The following is a 17,385-nucleotide window of genomic DNA, read 5'->3' on the forward strand; positions in this document are numbered from 1 at the left end:
TCAGTCCTTCCGGTGGGTGAAGCGCAGTCCGAGGCCCTCGTGGGGCACCTCGGTCAGGGTTCCGTCCGCGATCGCGACGGGGGAGGGGCCCTCGAGCGCACCGAGGGCGCCGAACGCGGCATCCTCGATGTCCTCGACGAGGACCTCCTGCGGCAGGGTCAGGGCGAGCTGGCCCGAGAGCTCGGGCAGCAGGTGCGGGTGCAGGTCGACGCCGGCGGCGTGCGCGTCGCCGGCGATCTCGAGGAACGGGGTGATCCCGCCGACCCGCACGATGTTCGGCTGCACGACCTGCGCCGCGCCCGAGCGCACGAAGTCGTCGAAGCGGTAGCGGGTGTGCACGTTCTCGCCGAGCGCGATCGGCACACCCGATCCGGCCCGCAGGCGCCTCGCGAGCTCGATGTGCCCGGCGAGGTCGTCGGCGCGCAGCGGCTCTTCGATCCACGCGATGCCGGATGCCGCGAGTGCCTCGACGGCGGTCGTCGCTCGGTCGAGGTCCCACCGCTGGTTCGCGTCGACCATGAGCGCGCGGTCGGGTCCGATCACGTCGCGCACGGCGGCGACGCGCTCGACGTCGCGCGCGAGGTCGGGGCTGCCGACCTTCATCTTCACGGCGCCGAAGCCGGCATCGACCCAGCGCCGCGCCTGCGCGAGCAGGTCGTCGAGCTCGTAGTGCAGGTTGATTCCGCTGCCGTAGGACCGCACCGACTCGCGGCGGCGACCGATCAGGGTCGAGACCGGGGCTCCGGCGGCGCGGGCCGCGGCATCCCACAGGGCGAGGTCGAGCCCCGCGATCGCGATCGTCGTGAGCCCACCGCCGCCCGCCTCGTGCAGGTGGCGCCAGAGCTCGGGCCAGATCTCTGCCGGGTCGGCCGAGCGGCCGACGGCGAAGGCGGGGATGTCTTGCTGCAGCAGGGCGAGCACCGCCTCGGCGCCGATCTGCGGGGTCCAGGAGAAGCCCCACCCCTCGGCGCCGTCCGCGCGCATCACGTGGGTCGCGACGACGCCCACCGAGGTGACGTCGGCGGCCCACGGGCGCGTCAGCGGCACCCGGATGAGCCGGGCGTCGAACGAGGAGATCGTGGTCACAGCAGTGCGCGACCCGCGGCGAGGATCTCGGCGAGGCGGGCCTCCTGCGCGGGCGTCGGGTCGACGAGCGGCGCGCGCACCGAGCCGACCGGCAGGCCCTCGAGGCGGAGCCCGGCCTTGATGAGCGAGACGCCGAAGCCCGGGGTCTCGTCGCGGAGTGCGACGAGCGGGGCGTAGAAGCCGTCGAGGATCGCCAGGCGACGCACCTCGTCGCCGTCGACGTACGCGCGGTAGTACGCGTTCGCGACGTCGGGGATCATCGCGAAGGCCGCCGACGAGTACAGCGGCACGCCGATCCCGCGGTACGCGCCCTGGGTCAGTTCGGCGGTCAGCAAGCCGTTGAAGAAGGCGAAGTCCTCACGCCCGGCATCCGCCACGGCGCGGACGATCAGCTGCGTCGCGCCGATGTCGCCGACGCCGTCCTTGAAGCCGACCACCTTCGGGTTCGCGGCGAGCGTGCGGATAGAGTCCGCCGTGAACGCCGCCGAGCCGCGGTGGTAGACGATGACGGGTAGATCGGATGCCGCGGCGATCGCCTCGACGTAGGCGACGAGCCCGCGCTGCGGGGCGCCCACGAGGTACGGCGGCAGGACGAGGAGCGCGTCGGCGCCGGCGTCGGCGGCGGAGCGCGCGACCTCGACCGCGTGGCCCAGCGGGCCGCCCGCTCCCGCGACGACGGGGACGCGGCCGGCGACGGCCTCGACCGCCGTGCGCACCACGAGTGCCGACTCGCTCGCGGACAGGGCGTGGAACTCGCCCGTGCCGCACGCGGGGAAGACGCCGCCGGCACCGGCATCCACTCCGGCACGGACGTGCTGGGTCAGGAGGTCGGTCTCGACGCGGTCGGCCGGGTCGAAGGGGGTGACGGGGAAGAAGAGGATGCCGCGGAAGTTCATACCGGCACGTCCTTTCGATCGAGGGTGGACGAGGCTGCGGCGATCTCGCCGCGCCAGGAATGCTGCGGCCGCCAGCCGAGCACGCGCGCCGCCTTCGCGTTCGAGAATGCCGGCGAGGTGCCGGTGAGGGTGCGGGCGAGGTCGTCGGTCCCGGGAACGAAGCGCGGCAGGAGCTCGGCCAGGGGAGCGTCGGCCAGCGCATCGTCGGCGCCGACGAAGAACACCTCGGCGTTCGGGATGTTGGGGAGCGCCCCCAGCAGCAGGTCGGCGAACGACGCCACGTCGCGCGCGTCGACGTAGTTGAACAGCGCCGGGGCCGACAGTGCCGGGTCGGCGATGCGCTCGGCGACCGTGTGGCCCTGCTGGGTCGGGGCGCCGGCCCACTCCTCGGGGGCAATGACGTAGCAGGGGCGGAACGTCGCGTACCGGACGTCGTCACCGGTGCGCCGGTGCAGCATCGTCACGGTCTGCTCGATCATGAGCTTCGACAGCGCGTACGCGTTCCACGGCCGTGCCGGCGTCTCCTCGTCGAGGGGGAGCGCGTCGGGCAGCCAGCCGGACGGGTTGCCGTAGCCGAGGACGGTGGGGCTGGATGCCGCGACGATGCGCCCGATGCCCGCCTCGACCGCGCCGCCCAGCACCGAGACGGCGAGTCCGGTGTTCGTGCGCATGATGACGTCTTCGGGGGCGCTGAACGGCACCGCGATCGCGGCGAGGTGGACGAGGGAGTCCGCCTTCGTGCGGGCGAGCAGGTCACGGGTCGCCGCCGCGTCGAGGAGGTCGATCGAGATCTGCTCGACCCCGTCGATGCGCAGGTCGTCGGAGGGGGCGCGGTCGAGCGAGACGACCTCGTGCCCGCGCGCGGCGAGCCCGGCGACGAGGTTGCGGCCGAGCCGGCCGGAGCCGCCCGTGACGACGACGCGGCTCATTCGGTGTCCTGCAGGATCGTGACGCCGAGGTCGGCGATCCGCACGGGCAGGCCCGTCTCGAGCGAGCGGTTGCCGGCGATGCCGACCGCGATCGAGCGCACGCCGTCGGTCCAGTCCGCGGGGCGACCCAGCGGGTCGTCGACAGGCCCGGCGAAGACGTCGGCCAGCAGGAGGGCGTCGCCGCCGCCGTGGGCGGACTCGCCCGAGACGATCGGTACCTCGACGGCCTCCTCCCAGTGGCGCTGGACCAGCAGACGCTCGCCCATGGGACGCAGGCTCGAGCGGTCGGCATCCTGCACCGCGCTCGGGTCGACGACCGGGTGCAGGCCGTCGCCGACGAGGACGGCGCCCCGCTCGACGACCTCGAGCTCGGCGCGGCCCTCGGTGCCGTTGATCGCGACGCGGTACCCCTCCCAGGGGGCGTGGGCGTTCAGCGAGTACGACAGGGTGGCGCCGCCGGAGTAGTCGACGATGAGGGCGAGGTTGTCCTCGATCGTGATGCCGGGGCCGAACACGTCGCGGTCGCGGACGTAGCCGTCGTGCTGCTCGGCGTCGAGGTACAGCGCCCGCAGGCGCTCGTCGCCGCGCAGGTCGAGCTCGAACGGGTCGCGGTCGCCGTCGTGCGTGCCGCGGTCGGGCCGGTCGCCGAGGCCCCGGGCCGCCGCATTCTCGGCGCCGTAGAAGCGGAGGGCGCCGGACGCGAACACGCGGCGGGGGCGCTGCGCGATCCACCAGTTGACGAGGTCGAAGTGGTGGCTCGACTTGTGCACGAGGAGGCCGCCGGAGTGCTCCTTCTCGCGGTGCCAGCGGCGGAAGTAGTCGGCGCCGTGCTGGGTGTCGAGCATCCAGGAGAAGTCGATCGAGGTGACGCGGCCGATGCGTCCCTCGGCGATGACCTGGCGGAGGGCCGTGTTGCGCGGGGCGTAGCGGTAGTTGAACGTCAGGACGACGGAGCGTCCGGTGCGCTCGGCGGCCGCCTCGATGGCGGCGGCGCTCGGTGCGTCGATCGTGAGGGGCTTCTCGACGACGACGTCGGCCCCGGCATCCATCGATCGGACGATCAGCTCGGCGTGCAGGTCATCGCGCGCGGTCACGATGACCCGCTCGATGCGCTCGGCGCGGATCATCTCCTCGAGCTGGTCGGGCTGCCAGGTGGTGGGGGCGGCGAGGCCGTGACCGACGAGGCGGTCGACGTAGAACTGCGCGCGCGTCGGGTTCGGCTCGCAGATCGCGACGAGTTCGGCGCGGTCGCGGTAGTCGTCGGCGATGGCGTCCACGTACATCTGTGCGCGGTGGCCTGCGCCGACGAGGGCGTACCGGGTGGTCATGGCTCTCCTTCGTGCCGGACTCCTCCGAGCCGGGAAACCGGCTCAGGAAACGTTTTCTCGACGGTAGCACGGAACCTGCTGGCACCGCGAGGAGCGATCTTCGATCGTTTCAGCGCGCGGGCGCGGCGGTCGTGCCGCGGAGGATGACCTCGGGCACGACGGTGTGCGTCGCCTCGGGCGACTCGCCCTGCAGCAGCGCGCGGAGGGCGCGCCACGCGAGCGCGCCGAGCTCGGCGGTCGGGACGGCGGCCGTCGTCAGGGCGGGGGAGGTGTAGCGCGCGAACGGGATGTCGTCGAAGCCGGCGATCGACAGGTCGCCGGGCACGCTCAGGCCGCGCTCGGTGGCAGCGCTCAGCAGACCCATCGCGGACAGGTCGTTGAACGCGAGCACCGCGGTCGCGCCGGAGTCGAGGACCGCGTCCAGGGAATCGGCGCCCGCGGCGAAGTCGACGCCCGCGGGGATCTCGAGGATCTCGCAGCCGTCGAGCGTCGTGCGGGCGTCGTCGAGGGCGGCGAGGCGCTGGGCGTTCGACGCGCTGCGCTTGGCGCCGGCGAGGTAGGCGATGCGGCGATGACCCAGGCCGTAGAGGTGGTCGATGACCTCTCGGAGCGGGGTGCGGTAGTCGGCGGCGACGCTCGGGGCGTCGCCCGCGCGGTTGACGAGCACGACGGGGGCGACCTCGGCGAGGACCTCCGCCAGGGCGGCATCCGACATACGTGGAGCGCAGAGCACGAGACCGTCGGACCGGCGGCGGGACTCGAGGGCGAGCAGGCGTTCCTGCTCCTCGTGCTCATCCGAGTCGGCGACGAGCACGTGGTAGCCGTCGGCGACGGCGGCGCGGCTGAGGCCGCGGAGCATGCCCTGGAACGTCGGGTTGGACAGGTCGGGGACGACGACCGAGATCGTCTGCGTCTTTCCGAGGACGAGGCTGCGGGCGAGCGGATTGGCGGAGTAGCCGAGCTCGGTGGCCGAGGCGCGGACCCGCTCGGCGAGGGCCGGGTCGACGGTCGCGTTGCCGTTCATGACGCGCGAGACGGTCGCCAGTGAGACACCGGCGTGCTTGGCGACGTCGGTGATCGTCGTCTGCTTGGCCCCTGCCATCGGCTCCCCCTCGCGCCTGACCGGCGTGCGCGTCGCGCGTGTCGGTGTGGCCATACTATGCGAGGAAACGTTTTATGACGGGAGACGATGATGTCCGGATCTGCTGCCGACCGCGCCGCGAAACGCGCGCGGGTCGAGGCGGTGCGACGGGATGCCGGTGGTCGCCCGCTCGTGCTCTCGTCGCACGAAGCCCTCGCCTGGTACCTCGAGGGTGCGCGGACGCACGTATCGCTCGCCGGTCCGCCCGTGCTCGCGGTGCGGGTGGACGACGAGGGCGACACGCTGTTCGTGAGCGCGAACGAGGCCGACCGGCTGATCGCCGAGGAGCTGCTGCCGGAGGATGCCGAGCGAGTCGTGCGCGTGCCCTGGCATCAGCCGGTGCTCGAGGCGGCGGGCGCCGGGCTGACCGAGGCGGAGGTCGCCCCCACATTGCGCGCGGCGCGGGCGTCGCTGCTGCCCGCGGAGGCCGATCGTTACCGCGAGCTCGGGCGGGAGACGGCGGAGGTTCTGACGGCGGTCGCCGCCGGTCTTCGCGCGTCGACATCCGAGCGGTCGGCCGCGGCCGCGCTCGCCGAGGGTCTCGTCGCGCGGGGAATCGATCCGCTCGTGATCCTCGTCGCGGGCGAGGAGCGGCTGCCCCACCGGCATCCGCTCCCCACCGAGGGGGTGCTCGGGCGTCGGGCGATGCTCGTGGTCTGCGGGCGCCGCCATGGCCTGATCGCCAACGCGACCCGCTGGGTCGGCGAGGCGGGGGCCGACGACGAGCGGATCCTCGCGGTCGAGGCGGCGTTCTTCGCCGCGACGCGTCCGGGCGCGCGGCTCGACGAGGTCTTCGCGGCCGGGACGGTCGGGTACGCGGCATCCGGTTTCGACGCGGACGAGTGGACGAAGCACCATCAGGGCGGACCGACCGGGTACGCCGGCCGGGACCCCCGCGCGACGACGCTGACGACGGATGCCGTGGTGCCCGGGCACGCGTTCGCCTGGAACCCGAGCGCGCCCGGCGCGAAGGTCGAGGACACCGTGCTCGTGACCGAGGCTGGCATTGAGGTGCTGACGTTGGACCCGGCGTGGCCGACCGTCGATTTCGCGGGGCTGCGGAGGCCGGTGGCGCGCGCGTTCGGCTGAGGCAGGGTGCTGGCGAATTCGGACATGTGCGTCGGATTCGGCGTGTGCCTGGAGTGTGATCCGAATCCGGTGACGGTCTCCGAAGTCGGTGCGTTTGCGTGTGAGCGGTGCGGCGCGTGTGCGGATCCCGACCCTCCTGCGAGATGAGAGGACTCTCATTTTCGGGGTGTGCATAACGGGTGTTCTCGCCCGATTTTGCGGGGGTGGATGTCGGTGGTCGGTGGCAGAGTGAGGGTATGACGGATGCCGCGGAAACCCCCGGTGGCGAGGACTATCTCGCCACGCTGGCGGGCATCGTCGCGGACGCGGGTGACCTTGGTCTCGAGCTTGCTCGCGTGCAGATCCGCGAGCTCCGGATGCTCGCCGCAGCGGGCCGGTTAGCGGAGGCGCAGACCGCGCAGCGCAACGCCCGCGTGCAGGTCCACGACATGGCCCTCCGATCAATCGCTGCGGAGGTCGGCGGGGTCATGCGGGTCACCGACCGGACCGTGCAGCGACGCATCGGCGAGGCGCGGACACTGATCGAAGGGTTTCCTGCCACGGTCGAGGCGTGGGAGCAGGGCCGGATCATTCGGGGGCACGCGTTCCTGATCGTCGAGACCGGGACATCGATCCCGGCGGAGATGTGGGCGGAGTTCGAGACCGTCGCGATCACCCGGTGTGAGCAGGACACCCCGAATCGGGTGCGGGGTGAGCTTGAGATCCTCGCTCATCGGATGCACCCCCGCTTGTTCGCGGAACGCCACGAGGAAGCCGCCGCCGGGCGCTGCGTGCGGCTGGTTCCCGGGCGGGACGGGATGAGCGACCTGGTCGCGACCCTCCCGACGGTGATCGCCGAGGGCATCCACGACCGACTCACGCAACAGGCGCGGGCGATCATCGACACGCGCGACGAACGCGCAGCAACGCAGGCAGACTCCGCTGATGTGATTGCGACGGACGCCCGCTCGACGGACCAGGTGCGCGCGGACGTGTTGGCGGATCTCCTTCTCGCCGGGACACCCGCCCTCGATGACACGCGCGACACCACCGCAGGGCCCCTCGGCGCGATCCGCGCCCGCGTGCAGATCCTGGTTCCGGCGTCGACCCTGACGGGTGAGGATGACGGACCGTGCGACCTCGCCGGCCGCACCCCCATCGACCCGGCCACGGCCCGCACCCTCGCAGGCGGCACCGGGGTGTGGGAACGGCTGTTCCACGACCCCACCACCCGGGTCACCGTCGCCACCGACTCCTACCGGGTCCCGTCCGGGATGCGACGATTCCTGCAAGCCCGCGACCAGCACTGCCGGTTCCCCGGATGCCGCATCGCCGCGATCCGCTGCGAAGTCGACCACACCCACGACCACGCCCTCGGCGGACGAACCGAGCTCACCAACTTGGCGCACCTGTGCCAGCGGCATCACTCGATGAAGCAGTTCACCGCATGGCGGGTCCGACAACTGATGGGTGGCGTCCTGGAATGGACCTCACCCCTCGGCAGGACCTACAGAGAAGACGCACCCACCCCGGCCGTCGCCTTCACCCCTGCCGCACCACCACCGCCAGCGTCGAACGCATCCGCGGGACCTCCACCGTTCTGACGCATGGTCGCCCGCGTCGTCACACATGGGATCATGCGCTGCACCTCGACGTGCCGGCCCTGCCTCATCTACAGCGCACGCGCCACGAAGATCATCACGCGCGACGTCCCGTCGAAGGGTGTGCCGTCCCACTCGCCGGCGACGCGGTCCACGGAGAAACCCGCTGCCGTCAGATCAGACGTGATCTCGCCTCGGTCACGGAAGACGAGCGATTGCTCCTCGACGACGGTTTCGCCCGTCGCGAAGCGGTTGTGAGCGCGGAACCGCACGACGCGGTCGTCGACCACCTCGACATCCATCCACTCGGTCAGGATCCCGTGCGGAGTGTCGCGATGCGTGGGCGCCGCGGACCACGACTCCCACTCGCCAAAGGCCGGATTGCGGCTCTCGAACGACAGCGTCCCGCCCGGTCGCATCCGCGCGCGCAGGTCGCGGAGGGTGCGTCCCCAATCTGCGTCGGGGATGTGCTGCACCGCATTGCCGGTCATCAGGGCGAGATCGAACGGCCCCGACGGTGCCACGCGGCTGTCGCCCTCGACCCACTCGACCTCGTCCCCACCGTCGCGGCGGCGCGCGACCTCGAGCATCGCGTGAGACGGGTCGACCCCCACCGCCCGGCGCCCGGCGCGGGCCACGGTGACCGTCAGCATTCCGGTCCCGCATCCGAGATCAAGGATGCTCTGCGCCCCGCACTGATCGGCCAACGCCCGGTAGAAGTCGTGATCAGGACCGTCGGGATTGTCGACGTCGTAGAGGTCGACGATTCGGGGGTCGTAATCCGTCACGCCCCCAGCGTAGGCAGCGCCCCCTCACGCCGTGAACGTCGACCCCTTCGCCGGCTGATCCCCGTCGCGACGCTCCATGGCGCGCAGACTCTGCGCGACGAACCGCGCGATGCGCCGCGCGCCCTCGATCCGAAAGTGCGTGTCGTCGACGAGCCCGTCCGGCCACGCCGTCGTTTCGCCCGGCGCATAGTGCGACAGGAGCCGAGCGGATGCCGCATCCCCCAGATCCTCGTAGAGCCAGGTCGTGAACACCGTCAGGTCGATCAGGTCGACGCCCTCGGCGGCGGCGAGGTCGCGCACCGCGTTCGGATAGTCGCCGTGCGTCGGCGTCACGCGATCCCCGGCGAACCAGCGACGCTCGCACGACGTGCACAGCACCGGCCGAGCCCCGCGCGCGCGGACCTCCGTGACCATGCGCCGCAACCGATCCGTGTACCCACCGCGAGACGCGAGCAGCTCCGGCTCCTTCTGATCGTTGTGGCCGAACTGGATCACCACCGTGTCGCCCTCGGCCACGTCGGCGACCAACCGCGCCCACGTCCCGCTCGCCAGGAACGACTCGGTCGTCGCCCCGCCGAACGCGTGGTTGCGCACCGACGCCCCGACGAACTCGTCGAGGCACTCGCCCCAGCCCGCCATCGGCTCCTCGCCGGCCGTCATCGGCGCGACCGTCGAGTCGCCGGCCAGGTGATAGGTCATCCGCATCCTCCAATGCTCCCGGACATGGCGATGCGGCGGCCGGGAGATCCCGACCGCCGCATCCGTCTGTCAGCTCGCGGCGAGCGCCGTGTCGACCTGCGAGATGAGCTCCTTGGCGGCATCCGCCGGAGTCGTCTTGCCGAACGTGACGTCGTCGAGCAGCTTCGTGATGATCGGGCCGAGCTGCGAGGTCGGCAGCGCGATCGGGTTCTGCGGCGTGCCGCCGGCCTGCGACAGCCGGTCGATGAAGGCCACCTGCTCCTTCTCGGAATCGGTCAGGTCGGGCGTGATCGCCTCGAGCACCGTCGGGTCGGCCGGGATGCCGAGGGTCAGCTTGTTGAGCGGGCCCGCCTCCTCGCTGTTCAGCAGGAAGTCGATCAGCATGGCCGCTTCCTTCGGGTGCTTCGACTTCGAGTACACCGCGTACTGGACGGTCGGCTGGATGACGAGACCCACCTTGCCGGCGCTGTCACCGGGCACGTTGAGGATCTTCAGCTCCTGACCCGAGGCGCCCGCGTAGATGCCGATGAAGTTCAGCGGCGCGAACGTCATGCCGATCTTGCCCTGACCCATGAGGCTCTGCTCGAGGGACGCCGACGCGTCCTCCGCGGCTGTCGACGCGTCGGGTGAACCGCCCGAGTCCTGCAGATCCTTCGAGAACTCGAAGAACTTCTGCGCCGTCGCCTCGCTCACACCGAACTTGCCGTCGGCCGTGTACAGGTCCTCGCCGTTCTGGCGCGCGAACGCCATGAGCGACTGATCGTTCGAGATCGCGGATGACCCGTAGACGCCGTCGCCGGACTTGTCGGAGATCTCCTTGGCGATCTCGATGTAGTCGTCCCACGTCCACGACGTGTCGTCGGGGATCGCGACCCCCGCCGCCTCGAACACGGCCGGGTTGACGATGATGCCGCGCGAACCGACACCGGTCGGCAGCGCGTACAACTTGCCGTCGATGATGCCCGCGTCGAGCGACCCGGCCTGGAAGGTGTCCTGGTCGACGTCGGCGCTGATGTCGGCGATCGCGTTCTTGCTGACGTAGAGCGGCAGTGCGTCGTACGTGATCTGCAACGCGTCGGGGGCGCCGCCGCCGGCGACCTGCGTCGCGAGCTTGTCGTAGTAGCCGTTGTACTCGCTCGGCTCACCCTCGACGGTGATGTTCGGGTGGGCCTTCTCGAACAGCTTGATCTGCTCGTCCTTGATGGCGTTCAGTTCGTCGCTGCCCCACCACGCGAAGCGGAGGGTGATCTTCTCGTCGCCGTTGCCGGCGCCGGAGCCACCGCCGCAACCGGTCAGTGTGACAGCCAGCGCCACGCCGGCAGCGGCGAGGGCGAGGAGGCGTCGGTTCTTCATGGGGTTCCTCTCAGACGGTGCGGCGGCGGAGGGCGCGCAGCAGGACAGGGGTGATCCGGGCGGAGCGGAGGGTCGATCGACCGGTGGCCGGGTGATCGTGTCGGGTCGGGCCGAAGGTGATCGAGGTCATGCCGCTCCTTCGCGGATCAAACGTTTTCTCGGCTGTTCTCTCACCACTGAGAAAACGCTTACTGACGGACCGTAGCGTCGTCGCGTCGAGATTGTCAACGATCGTTGTGTCTCGCTTGGGTCACGCCGCGAGCGTCGCCGCGAAGAAGGCCCGCGCCTCGTTCTGCATCGCGACGCTCGACACATGACCGTCGTCGAAGAACGAGCCGCGGTAGCCGGGCGTGCCCGCGAGGGCCCGGTCGGCATCCCGCATGCCCCCGATCGGGAACAGCGGATCCCGCTCGCCGTACTGCACCAGCAGGTCGCGCGGAGCAGCGGATGCCGCGATCTCCGGCAGGTCGCCGGCGGCACGGATGCCGGGGCTGTTCAGCAACCACGAGTGGGTGTCGAGCTCGCTCGGCACGATCGACGCGAAGGTCGCCATCATGCACGTGACGACACTCGCGCGGACGCGGTCGTCGAGGGCGCGCAGCAGCACGGCGCGCCCCCCGCCGCCCGAGAGTCCGAACGTGCCGAGGCGCGCGGCATCCACCCCCTCGAAGCCGGCGAGCACGTCGAACGCGGCCAGGTCGTCGGTCGCGACGGCCCCGGCGAACGAGGTGCCGAGCATGCCGGCCGCCTTCGCGAGGGAGTCCTCGTGCAGCGACGCGATCGCGTCGAACCGCTCGGCGTCGGTCGGGGCGACGCCCTCCTCGCGCCAGAGCGCCTCGCGCGCCGCGATGAGCCCGGCCAGCCGCGGCGTCGGATGCGAGAGGTCGAACGCCCGGCTGCCCCACGAGAACGTGTCGTGCGCCAGCACGACGAAACCGTCGCGGGCGAGGTCGTTCGCGACGGCCCGCCCGCCGTAGACCGCGTCGCGCAGACGGGATGCCGAAGGGTGCGGCTGGCGGTCGGTCTCGACCAGCTGCTCCGCGCCGACCGAACGCACGCCGCCGTGGCAGTGCAGCCCCAGCAGTCCGGGCAGGGGGCGGCCGTCGTCGTCGGGGCGCAGCAGCCAGGCCCGTGTGCGGGGACCGTAGGGCAGCTGCCAGGTGAGTTCGCGGCCGTGGATGCCGTCCGTCCGCCACTCGCGCTCGACCCGCAGATCGCTCGCCACCGCCCGCCGCAGCCCGAGCGCGCGAGCGAGGGCCGGACGGGGCCCGGGACCGTCCGCCGGCACGTCTTCGCGGGCGAGGAACGCGGGCCAGTCGCCGTAGCCGGCGATCGGTCCAAGGCTCTGCGGCTGCTCGTCGTGACGGGCGGGATCGGCCATCGCGGCTCCTCGTCTTCGGGGATCGCCTTGTGCGCTCCGCTCGATAGTGTATCGTCGCAGAAAGCGCTTTCTGAGCGTGATGACGGCGGTCGCAGACGACCGTCGGAAGTGTCGAGGAGGACCCGGATGAGCGCGATCAGCGAGCTGTCCCAGCTGCGCCGCGGCGGCGGCAAACGCGGGCCGCGCGAGCGACCGAAGGACACGAAGGCGGCACTCGTCTTCCTGGCCCCGTGGCTGCTCGGCCTGATCCTCGTGACGGTGCTGCCGATCCTGGCATCCCTCTACCTGTCGTTCACGAAGTACGACCTCTTCAACGCCCCCGAGTGGATCGGGCTTGACAACTACGTGCGCATGGCGCAGGACCCGCGGCTCGCGGCATCCCTCGGCGTGACCTTCGTCTACGTGCTCGTCGGGGTCCCGCTCGCGATGGCTGCGGCCCTCGGCGTCGCGCTGCTGCTCGACAAGGGGCTGCGCGGACTCGCGTTCTACCGCTCGATGTTCTACCTGCCGTCGCTGCTCGGCTCGTCGGTCGCCGTCGCGATCCTGTGGAAGCAGATCTTCGGCGTCGACGGCATCGTCAACCAGTTCCTCGCGGTCTTCGGCATCGAGGGGCCGGGGTGGATCTCGAACCCCGACACCGCGCTGTCGACCATCATCCTGCTGAGCGTCTGGGGCTTCGGCGCCCCGATGGTGATCTTCCTCGCCGGCCTCCGACAGATCCCGGTCATGTACTACGAGGCGGCATCCGTCGACGGCGCCGGCCCCGTGCGGCAGTTCTTCTCCATCACGCTGCCGCTGCTGAGCCCCATCGTCTTCTTCAACCTCGTGCTGTCGATGATCGGGGCGTTCCAGGCCTTCACGCAGGCCTTCATCATCTCGGGCGGCTCCGGCGGCCCGTCGGACTCGACCCTCTTCTACACGCTGTACCTCTACCAGAAGGGGTTCACGGCCTTCGACATGGGCTACGCCTCGGCGATGGCCTGGCTGCTCGTCGCCATCATCGCGGGCTTCACCGCCGTGAACTTCGCTCTCTCCAAGCTGTGGGTGTTCTATGACGACTGAACTGATCACGACCCGCGACCGGCGCTTCGCCCAGGAGCGGCAGCGCATCCGTCGCCGGCAGTCCGCCGCCCTCGGCGGTCGCTCGAAGGTGAGCGTCGTCGCCCGGCACGTCTTCCTGATCGCGACGTCCGCGCTGATGCTCTACCCGCTGCTGTGGATGGTCGTCAGCTCGCTGCGCCCCAACGACGAGATCTTCCGTCTGCCGGGCCTCTGGCCGCTGTCGTTCGAGATCTCGAACTACACCGAGGGCTGGAACGCCCTGTCGCCCTCGTTCGGCACCTACCTCTGGAACTCGATCGTCGTGGTCGCCGGATCGATCGTCGGCAACCTGATCTCGTGCTCGATGGCGGCCTACGCCTTCGCGCGGCTGAACTTCCACTTCAAGCGCACGATGTTCGCGATCATGCTCGTCACGATCATGCTGCCCGTGCACATCGTGATCGTGCCGCAGTACATCATGTTCAGCCAGCTCGGCATGGTGAACACGTTCTGGCCGCTCATCCTGCCCAAGGCCCTGGCGACCGACGCGTTCTTCATCTTCCTGATGGTGCAGTTCATCCGCGGCATCCCCCGCGACCTCGACGAGGCGGCCCGCATCGACGGCGCCGGTCACGCCCGCATCTTCCTGCAGATCCTGCTGCCGATGATGACGCCCGCCCTCGCGACGACGGCGATCTTCACCTTCGTCTGGGTGTGGAATGACTTCTTCGGCGCCCTCATCTACCTGAACAACCCCGACCTGTTCACGGTCCCGCTGGCGCTCCGGCAGTTCATGTCGGCGCAGGGGGCGTCGAACTTCGGCGGCATGTTCGCGATGTCGGTGGTCTCGCTCGTGCCGGTGTTCCTGGCGTTCCTCTTCGGGCAGCGCTTCCTCATCCGCGGCATCGCCACGACCGGCATCAAGTAAGACGTCTGCGCGAAGGCGGCGGCCGCGGGGTCGCCGCCTTCGTCGCGCGCGGGCGTTGCGTGCCGGCATCCGCTCGTCGCGTGCGGGCGTTGCGTGCCGGCATCCGCTCGTCGCGTGCACGCGAAAGCGCGCGTCCGTGCCGAGAGCGCCGGTTGTTGCCGCGCATTGGGGGGCGCTTTCGGCACCGCGTGGCGCTTTCGCGCTACCAGCAGCCGCCGCCGCGGGTCAGCCGAGCCGCAGGGCGGCGACGACCTCGTCGTCCGACAGGCGGCCGTCGGCGACGAGCAGGCGGTACGAGCGCGACACCGGGATGCCGGGGGCCAGCGTGACCGCGCGATCCCACGCGAGCGCCGCGCCGATCCCGGGGTAGCCCGCGACGCGGACGAACCACGGGTCGGCGGCCGAGGCCTCGTCGAGCGGCGCCATCGCGACCGTCGCAGGGCCGCCCTCGAACTGCGCGGACCAGGCGAGCCAGGGGGCGACGGTGCCGTGCACCGCCTCCTCCCCGCGCGCCGCCGAGGTGCGGACGTCGACGTCGGTCGCGGCCGGCAGGCGCCACGACAGCCCGCCGTAGCCGCCGCCGACGCGGCCGTTGCTGCCCGGGCCGCCGAGGTGCAGCGTGCCCGCCCGCGTGGTGAGCTCGAACGACAGGTCGATCGTGGTCGCACCGGGCCCGGCCTCGGCCACCGTCATCCGTCGGCACTCAGTCAGCATGTGCGCGCCGTCGCGACCGATCCACGCGAACTCGGCCTCGAGAGCGGATGCCGCCCCCTCGACGCGCGTCGCGACGATGCGCCCGTGGTCGTCGCGCCAGACGTAGTCGCGTCCGGGGGTGTAGGTGCGACCGCCCCAGAAGTTGACGCCCGAGACGTCCTGCAGCGTGACGCTGATGCCCAGGTGCCAGTCGTGGTCGGCCGGGTGGGTGTCGGTCACGACGACGCCTCCGGGGGTGCGGACGGGGTGGAGGTAGGGCCGCGGGCTCGACGAGCGGGTCACGTCGGCGCCGTCGACGAGGACGGCGACCGGATGCGGTGCCGCGTCCGACGCGGCGAGGTCCGCCAGCACGGCGGGTTCGGTCTGCGCAGCCCACGGCAGGTGCAGCTCCGCGAAGGTCGCCTCGGCGTCGACGGCGCGCTCGACCGCGTCGCGGACGCCGGCGAGCACGATCCGCGGGGAGGGGCCGGACTCGTTCCAGGTCACGTGCGCCGCGTCGATCGCGACGGGTTCGGTGTCGGCGACGGCATCCATCACCCGGACGAACGCGCCGGTCTCGTGCAGGGGCGCGAGCATCGGCGCGCCGTGGTCGCGGTGGTCGAGCAGGTTCTCGACGAGGTCGATGCGGCCGAACTCGACGCGACGGTCGGCGGTCTCGACGACGTCCTCGGTGTAGAAGAACTTCGCGGATCCGCGGGTGCCGCGGATGAGGACGTACGGGTCCTCGTCCTGCTCGGCGCAGAGGGTGAGGGCGGAGGTGACGCGGATGCCGCGGCCGGTCGACAGGCGGATGACGCTCGTGTCGTCGCCCTCGATGTCGTTGGCGCGGTAGAGGTCGGCGGTGACCTGGTTCACGTCCGACGCCGAGGTCGACTGCGCGACGGCGAGGGCGGTCGCGGTGGCGTGCGCGAGCGGGTTGGCGACGACGCCGTCGAGCACGGGGAAACCGTCGAGGGTGCGGCGGCCCGCCCAGCGGCTGCGCGCCCAGTACGCCTGATCGCGGCACCAGAGCCCGACCGCACCGATCGCCTGGATGGGGCCGAGTCCGAACTCGTCGGCGATGAGGGCGGGGATCGCGAGCGAGCCGAGACTCTGGAACCCGACCTGGATCCGCGACCCCGAGGCGGCGGCCGCCTCGGCCAGCAGGGCGAAGTCGCTCGACGAGAGCACCGGCGGCTTCTCCAGGTACAGGTCGATGCCGCGCGAGACGACCAGTCCCGCGAGCGCCGCGTGCGTGTGCAGCGGCGTCGCGACGATGACGACGTGGACGTCGTCGACGGCGTCGAGCGCGTCGGCGAGCGAGGCGAACGCCTGCGTGCCGGCGGGCAGGTTCTCGGGCGGCACGGGGGTCGGGTCGGCGACGGCGACAAGCTCGACGCGGTCGCCGAGGCGGCGCAGGTTCTCGAGGTGGACGGTGCCGAAGCCCTGGGCTCCGGCGAGGACGATGCGGGTTCGTCGGGGGACGGTCACGGGGACTCCTTCGTCGGCTCCTTCGAGTATGCCAGCAAGCGCTTTCCCTTTGTCGTTCCGCGGCGAATCGCGGTCGTCAGCCGATGAGGAGTCGGCCGAGCGCGATGCCGAGAAGCCCCGCTCCGACGGCGAGCACCAGCATCCCGACCGCGTTCATCGCGCCGAGCGCGTACCGGCGCTCCTGCACGAGGCGCACCGTCTCGAAGCTCGCCGTACTGAACGTCGTGAACCCGCCGCACAGGCCCGTGCCGATGACGAGCCGCCACACGTCGTCGACGACGCCGGCCAGCGCGAGCTCGGTCACGAAGCCGAGCACGAGCGAGCCGGCCACGTTGATCAGGAGCGTGCCGACCGGCAGCGCCGTGCGAACACGCGCCTTCACGGCGCCGTCGACCACGAGGCGCAGAGCCGCGCCGACACCGCCGGCGAGAGACACTGCGAGGAACAGGAGTGGCGTCATCGGGTCACGGCCCTGCGGTGCCGGGCCGCGCCGAGCGCGATGCCGGCCACGGTCGCGAGCGCGCCGACGACGACGGTTCCGATCGCGTACAGGACGCCGACCACCAGGTCGCCGCCCGTCAACAGCAGGCCGCTGTCGACGGCGAGCGCACTGTACGTCGTGAATCCGCCCGCGAATCCCGTGCCGAGGAGCAGGCGCAGCGCGCGGCGGCGACCGAGGTCGGGCCCGCGTCGCGCGAGGGCCTCGAGGAGTGCGCCGAGGAAGAGTGCGCCGACGATGTTGATCGCAAGGATCGCGACGGGGATGCCGCCGACCGAGGGAATTGCGAGTGAGAGTCCCTCGCGGGCCGCCGTGCCCATGGACCCGCCGACGAGCACGAGCAGGATCGACGACCACGCGAGGTGCACCGGCCGCGCGGCACCGGCATTGTCGCCGTCGATCGGGAGTTCGCCGTGCGGGTCGGGCGCGGGGCCGGGCGTGGTCATCGCGTCCACGATAGTCC

Annotated in this window: 16 protein-coding genes; 4 read left to right on the forward strand and 12 right to left on the reverse strand. The window is 71.4% G+C overall.

Features of this window, described 5'->3' with window-relative positions; all coding sequences use genetic code 11:
• The 5 genes from Q9S71_RS06510 to Q9S71_RS06530 all read right to left on the reverse strand — a co-directional run bounded on the left by Q9S71_RS06510 (position 1) and on the right by Q9S71_RS06530 (position 5,341).
• Positions 1-1,086, reverse strand: coding sequence for a mandelate racemase/muconate lactonizing enzyme family protein (locus Q9S71_RS06510; RefSeq protein WP_311861292.1), 1,086 nt, complete (start codon positions 1,084-1,086; stop codon positions 1-3).
• Entirely contained in the window at positions 1,083-1,982 is a 900-nt protein-coding gene (locus Q9S71_RS06515) for a 5-dehydro-4-deoxyglucarate dehydratase (RefSeq protein WP_311861293.1), read from the reverse strand. The genes Q9S71_RS06510 and Q9S71_RS06515 overlap by 4 nt, the downstream gene beginning before the upstream one ends.
• Positions 1,979-2,911, reverse strand: a complete 933-nt coding sequence (locus tag Q9S71_RS06520; RefSeq protein ID WP_311861294.1) for an NAD-dependent epimerase/dehydratase family protein — start codon at positions 2,909-2,911, stop codon at positions 1,979-1,981. Before Q9S71_RS06520 ends, Q9S71_RS06515 begins: the two co-directional genes overlap by 4 nt.
• A complete protein-coding gene (locus Q9S71_RS06525; RefSeq protein ID WP_311861295.1) occupies positions 2,908-4,239 on the reverse strand; it encodes a Gfo/Idh/MocA family protein in 1,332 nt (443 codons plus the stop codon). Before Q9S71_RS06525 ends, Q9S71_RS06520 begins: the two co-directional genes overlap by 4 nt.
• A gap of 109 nt (positions 4,240-4,348) precedes the next feature.
• A complete protein-coding gene (locus Q9S71_RS06530; RefSeq protein ID WP_311861297.1) occupies positions 4,349-5,341 on the reverse strand; it encodes a LacI family DNA-binding transcriptional regulator in 993 nt (330 codons plus the stop codon).
• Positions 5,342-5,512: 171 nt separating this feature from the next.
• On the opposite strand from Q9S71_RS06530, the gene Q9S71_RS06535 reads away from it, so the two are divergent.
• Entirely contained in the window at positions 5,513-6,469 is a 957-nt protein-coding gene (locus Q9S71_RS06535; protein ID WP_311861711.1) for a M24 family metallopeptidase, read from the forward strand.
• 236 nt (positions 6,470-6,705) lie between these two features.
• On the forward strand, positions 6,706-8,052 hold the full coding sequence (locus tag Q9S71_RS06540) for an HNH endonuclease signature motif containing protein (protein WP_311861299.1): 1,347 nt from the start codon (positions 6,706-6,708) through the stop codon (positions 8,050-8,052).
• Between the two features lie 68 nt (positions 8,053-8,120).
• On the opposite strand, the gene Q9S71_RS06545 is transcribed toward Q9S71_RS06540, so the two are convergent.
• The 4 genes from Q9S71_RS06545 to Q9S71_RS06560 form a co-directional block, all read right to left on the reverse strand.
• Positions 8,121-8,837, reverse strand: a complete 717-nt coding sequence (locus Q9S71_RS06545) for a class I SAM-dependent methyltransferase (RefSeq protein ID WP_311861300.1) — start codon at positions 8,835-8,837, stop codon at positions 8,121-8,123.
• A 24-nt stretch (positions 8,838-8,861) separates the two neighbouring features.
• Positions 8,862-9,536 (reverse strand): rhamnogalacturonan acetylesterase, encoded by a 675-nt coding sequence (locus Q9S71_RS06550; RefSeq protein WP_311861301.1) that lies wholly within the window; start codon positions 9,534-9,536, stop codon positions 8,862-8,864.
• Between the two features lie 69 nt (positions 9,537-9,605).
• On the reverse strand, positions 9,606-10,889 hold the full coding sequence (locus Q9S71_RS06555) for an ABC transporter substrate-binding protein (protein ID WP_311861303.1): 1,284 nt from the start codon (positions 10,887-10,889) through the stop codon (positions 9,606-9,608).
• A gap of 250 nt (positions 10,890-11,139) precedes the next feature.
• The gene (locus Q9S71_RS06560; protein WP_311861305.1) at positions 11,140-12,270 is read right to left on the reverse strand and encodes a dienelactone hydrolase family protein; all 1,131 of its coding nucleotides are present in this window, start codon (positions 12,268-12,270) and stop codon (positions 11,140-11,142) included.
• A gap of 126 nt (positions 12,271-12,396) precedes the next feature.
• Here Q9S71_RS06560 and Q9S71_RS06565 point away from each other — a divergent pair, with 126 nt between their 5' ends.
• Together Q9S71_RS06565 and Q9S71_RS06570 are read left to right on the forward strand one after the other, a co-directional pair.
• Positions 12,397-13,332 carry a carbohydrate ABC transporter permease gene (locus Q9S71_RS06565; RefSeq protein WP_064002565.1) on the forward strand — a complete coding sequence of 312 codons (936 nt, stop codon included), beginning with the start codon at positions 12,397-12,399 and terminating at the stop codon, positions 13,330-13,332.
• A complete protein-coding gene (locus Q9S71_RS06570; protein ID WP_064002564.1) occupies positions 13,322-14,239 on the forward strand; it encodes a carbohydrate ABC transporter permease in 918 nt (305 codons plus the stop codon). The genes Q9S71_RS06565 and Q9S71_RS06570 overlap by 11 nt, the downstream gene beginning before the upstream one ends.
• Positions 14,240-14,464: 225 nt before the next feature.
• Here Q9S71_RS06570 and Q9S71_RS06575 read toward each other — a convergent pair whose 3' ends face one another.
• The 3 genes from Q9S71_RS06575 to Q9S71_RS06585 all read right to left on the reverse strand — a co-directional run bounded on the left by Q9S71_RS06575 (position 14,465) and on the right by Q9S71_RS06585 (position 17,290).
• Positions 14,465-16,423 (reverse strand): DUF6807 family protein, encoded by a 1,959-nt coding sequence (locus Q9S71_RS06575; RefSeq protein WP_311861306.1) that lies wholly within the window; start codon positions 16,421-16,423, stop codon positions 14,465-14,467.
• Positions 16,424-16,499: 76 nt separating this feature from the next.
• On the reverse strand, positions 16,500-16,883 hold the full coding sequence (crcB, locus tag Q9S71_RS06580; protein ID WP_217532190.1) for a fluoride efflux transporter CrcB: 384 nt from the start codon (positions 16,881-16,883) through the stop codon (positions 16,500-16,502).
• The gene (locus tag Q9S71_RS06585) at positions 16,880-17,290 is read right to left on the reverse strand and encodes a fluoride efflux transporter FluC (protein WP_422880348.1); all 411 of its coding nucleotides are present in this window, start codon (positions 17,288-17,290) and stop codon (positions 16,880-16,882) included. Before Q9S71_RS06585 ends, crcB begins: the two co-directional genes overlap by 4 nt.
• Positions 17,291-17,385: the final 95 nt, after the last annotated feature.

This window comes from Microbacterium gawkjiense (assembly GCF_031932225.1).
Lineage (GTDB): Bacteria > Actinomycetota > Actinomycetes > Actinomycetales > Microbacteriaceae > Microbacterium > Microbacterium gawkjiense.

Coding starts and splice junctions, on each gene's coding strand:
- Q9S71_RS06515 (WP_311861293.1), bottom strand. CDS start 1,982: ATGAACTTCCGCGGCATCCTCTTCTTCCCCGTCACCCCCTTCGACCCG.
- Q9S71_RS06520 (WP_311861294.1), bottom strand. CDS start 2,911: ATGAGCCGCGTCGTCGTCACGGGCGGCTCCGGCCGGCTCGGCCGCAAC.
- Q9S71_RS06525 (WP_311861295.1), bottom strand. CDS start 4,239: ATGACCACCCGGTACGCCCTCGTCGGCGCAGGCCACCGCGCACAGATG.
- Q9S71_RS06530 (WP_311861297.1), bottom strand. CDS start 5,341: ATGGCAGGGGCCAAGCAGACGACGATCACCGACGTCGCCAAGCACGCC.
- Q9S71_RS06540 (WP_311861299.1), top strand. CDS start 6,706: ATGACGGATGCCGCGGAAACCCCCGGTGGCGAGGACTATCTCGCCACG.
- Q9S71_RS06550 (WP_311861301.1), bottom strand. CDS start 9,536: ATGACCTATCACCTGGCCGGCGACTCGACGGTCGCGCCGATGACGGCC.
- Q9S71_RS06555 (WP_311861303.1), bottom strand. CDS start 10,889: ATGAAGAACCGACGCCTCCTCGCCCTCGCCGCTGCCGGCGTGGCGCTG.
- Q9S71_RS06560 (WP_311861305.1), bottom strand. CDS start 12,270: ATGGCCGATCCCGCCCGTCACGACGAGCAGCCGCAGAGCCTTGGACCG.
- Q9S71_RS06565 (WP_064002565.1), top strand. CDS start 12,397: ATGAGCGCGATCAGCGAGCTGTCCCAGCTGCGCCGCGGCGGCGGCAAA.
- Q9S71_RS06570 (WP_064002564.1), top strand. CDS start 13,322: ATGACGACTGAACTGATCACGACCCGCGACCGGCGCTTCGCCCAGGAG.
- crcB (WP_217532190.1), bottom strand. CDS start 16,883: ATGACGCCACTCCTGTTCCTCGCAGTGTCTCTCGCCGGCGGTGTCGGC.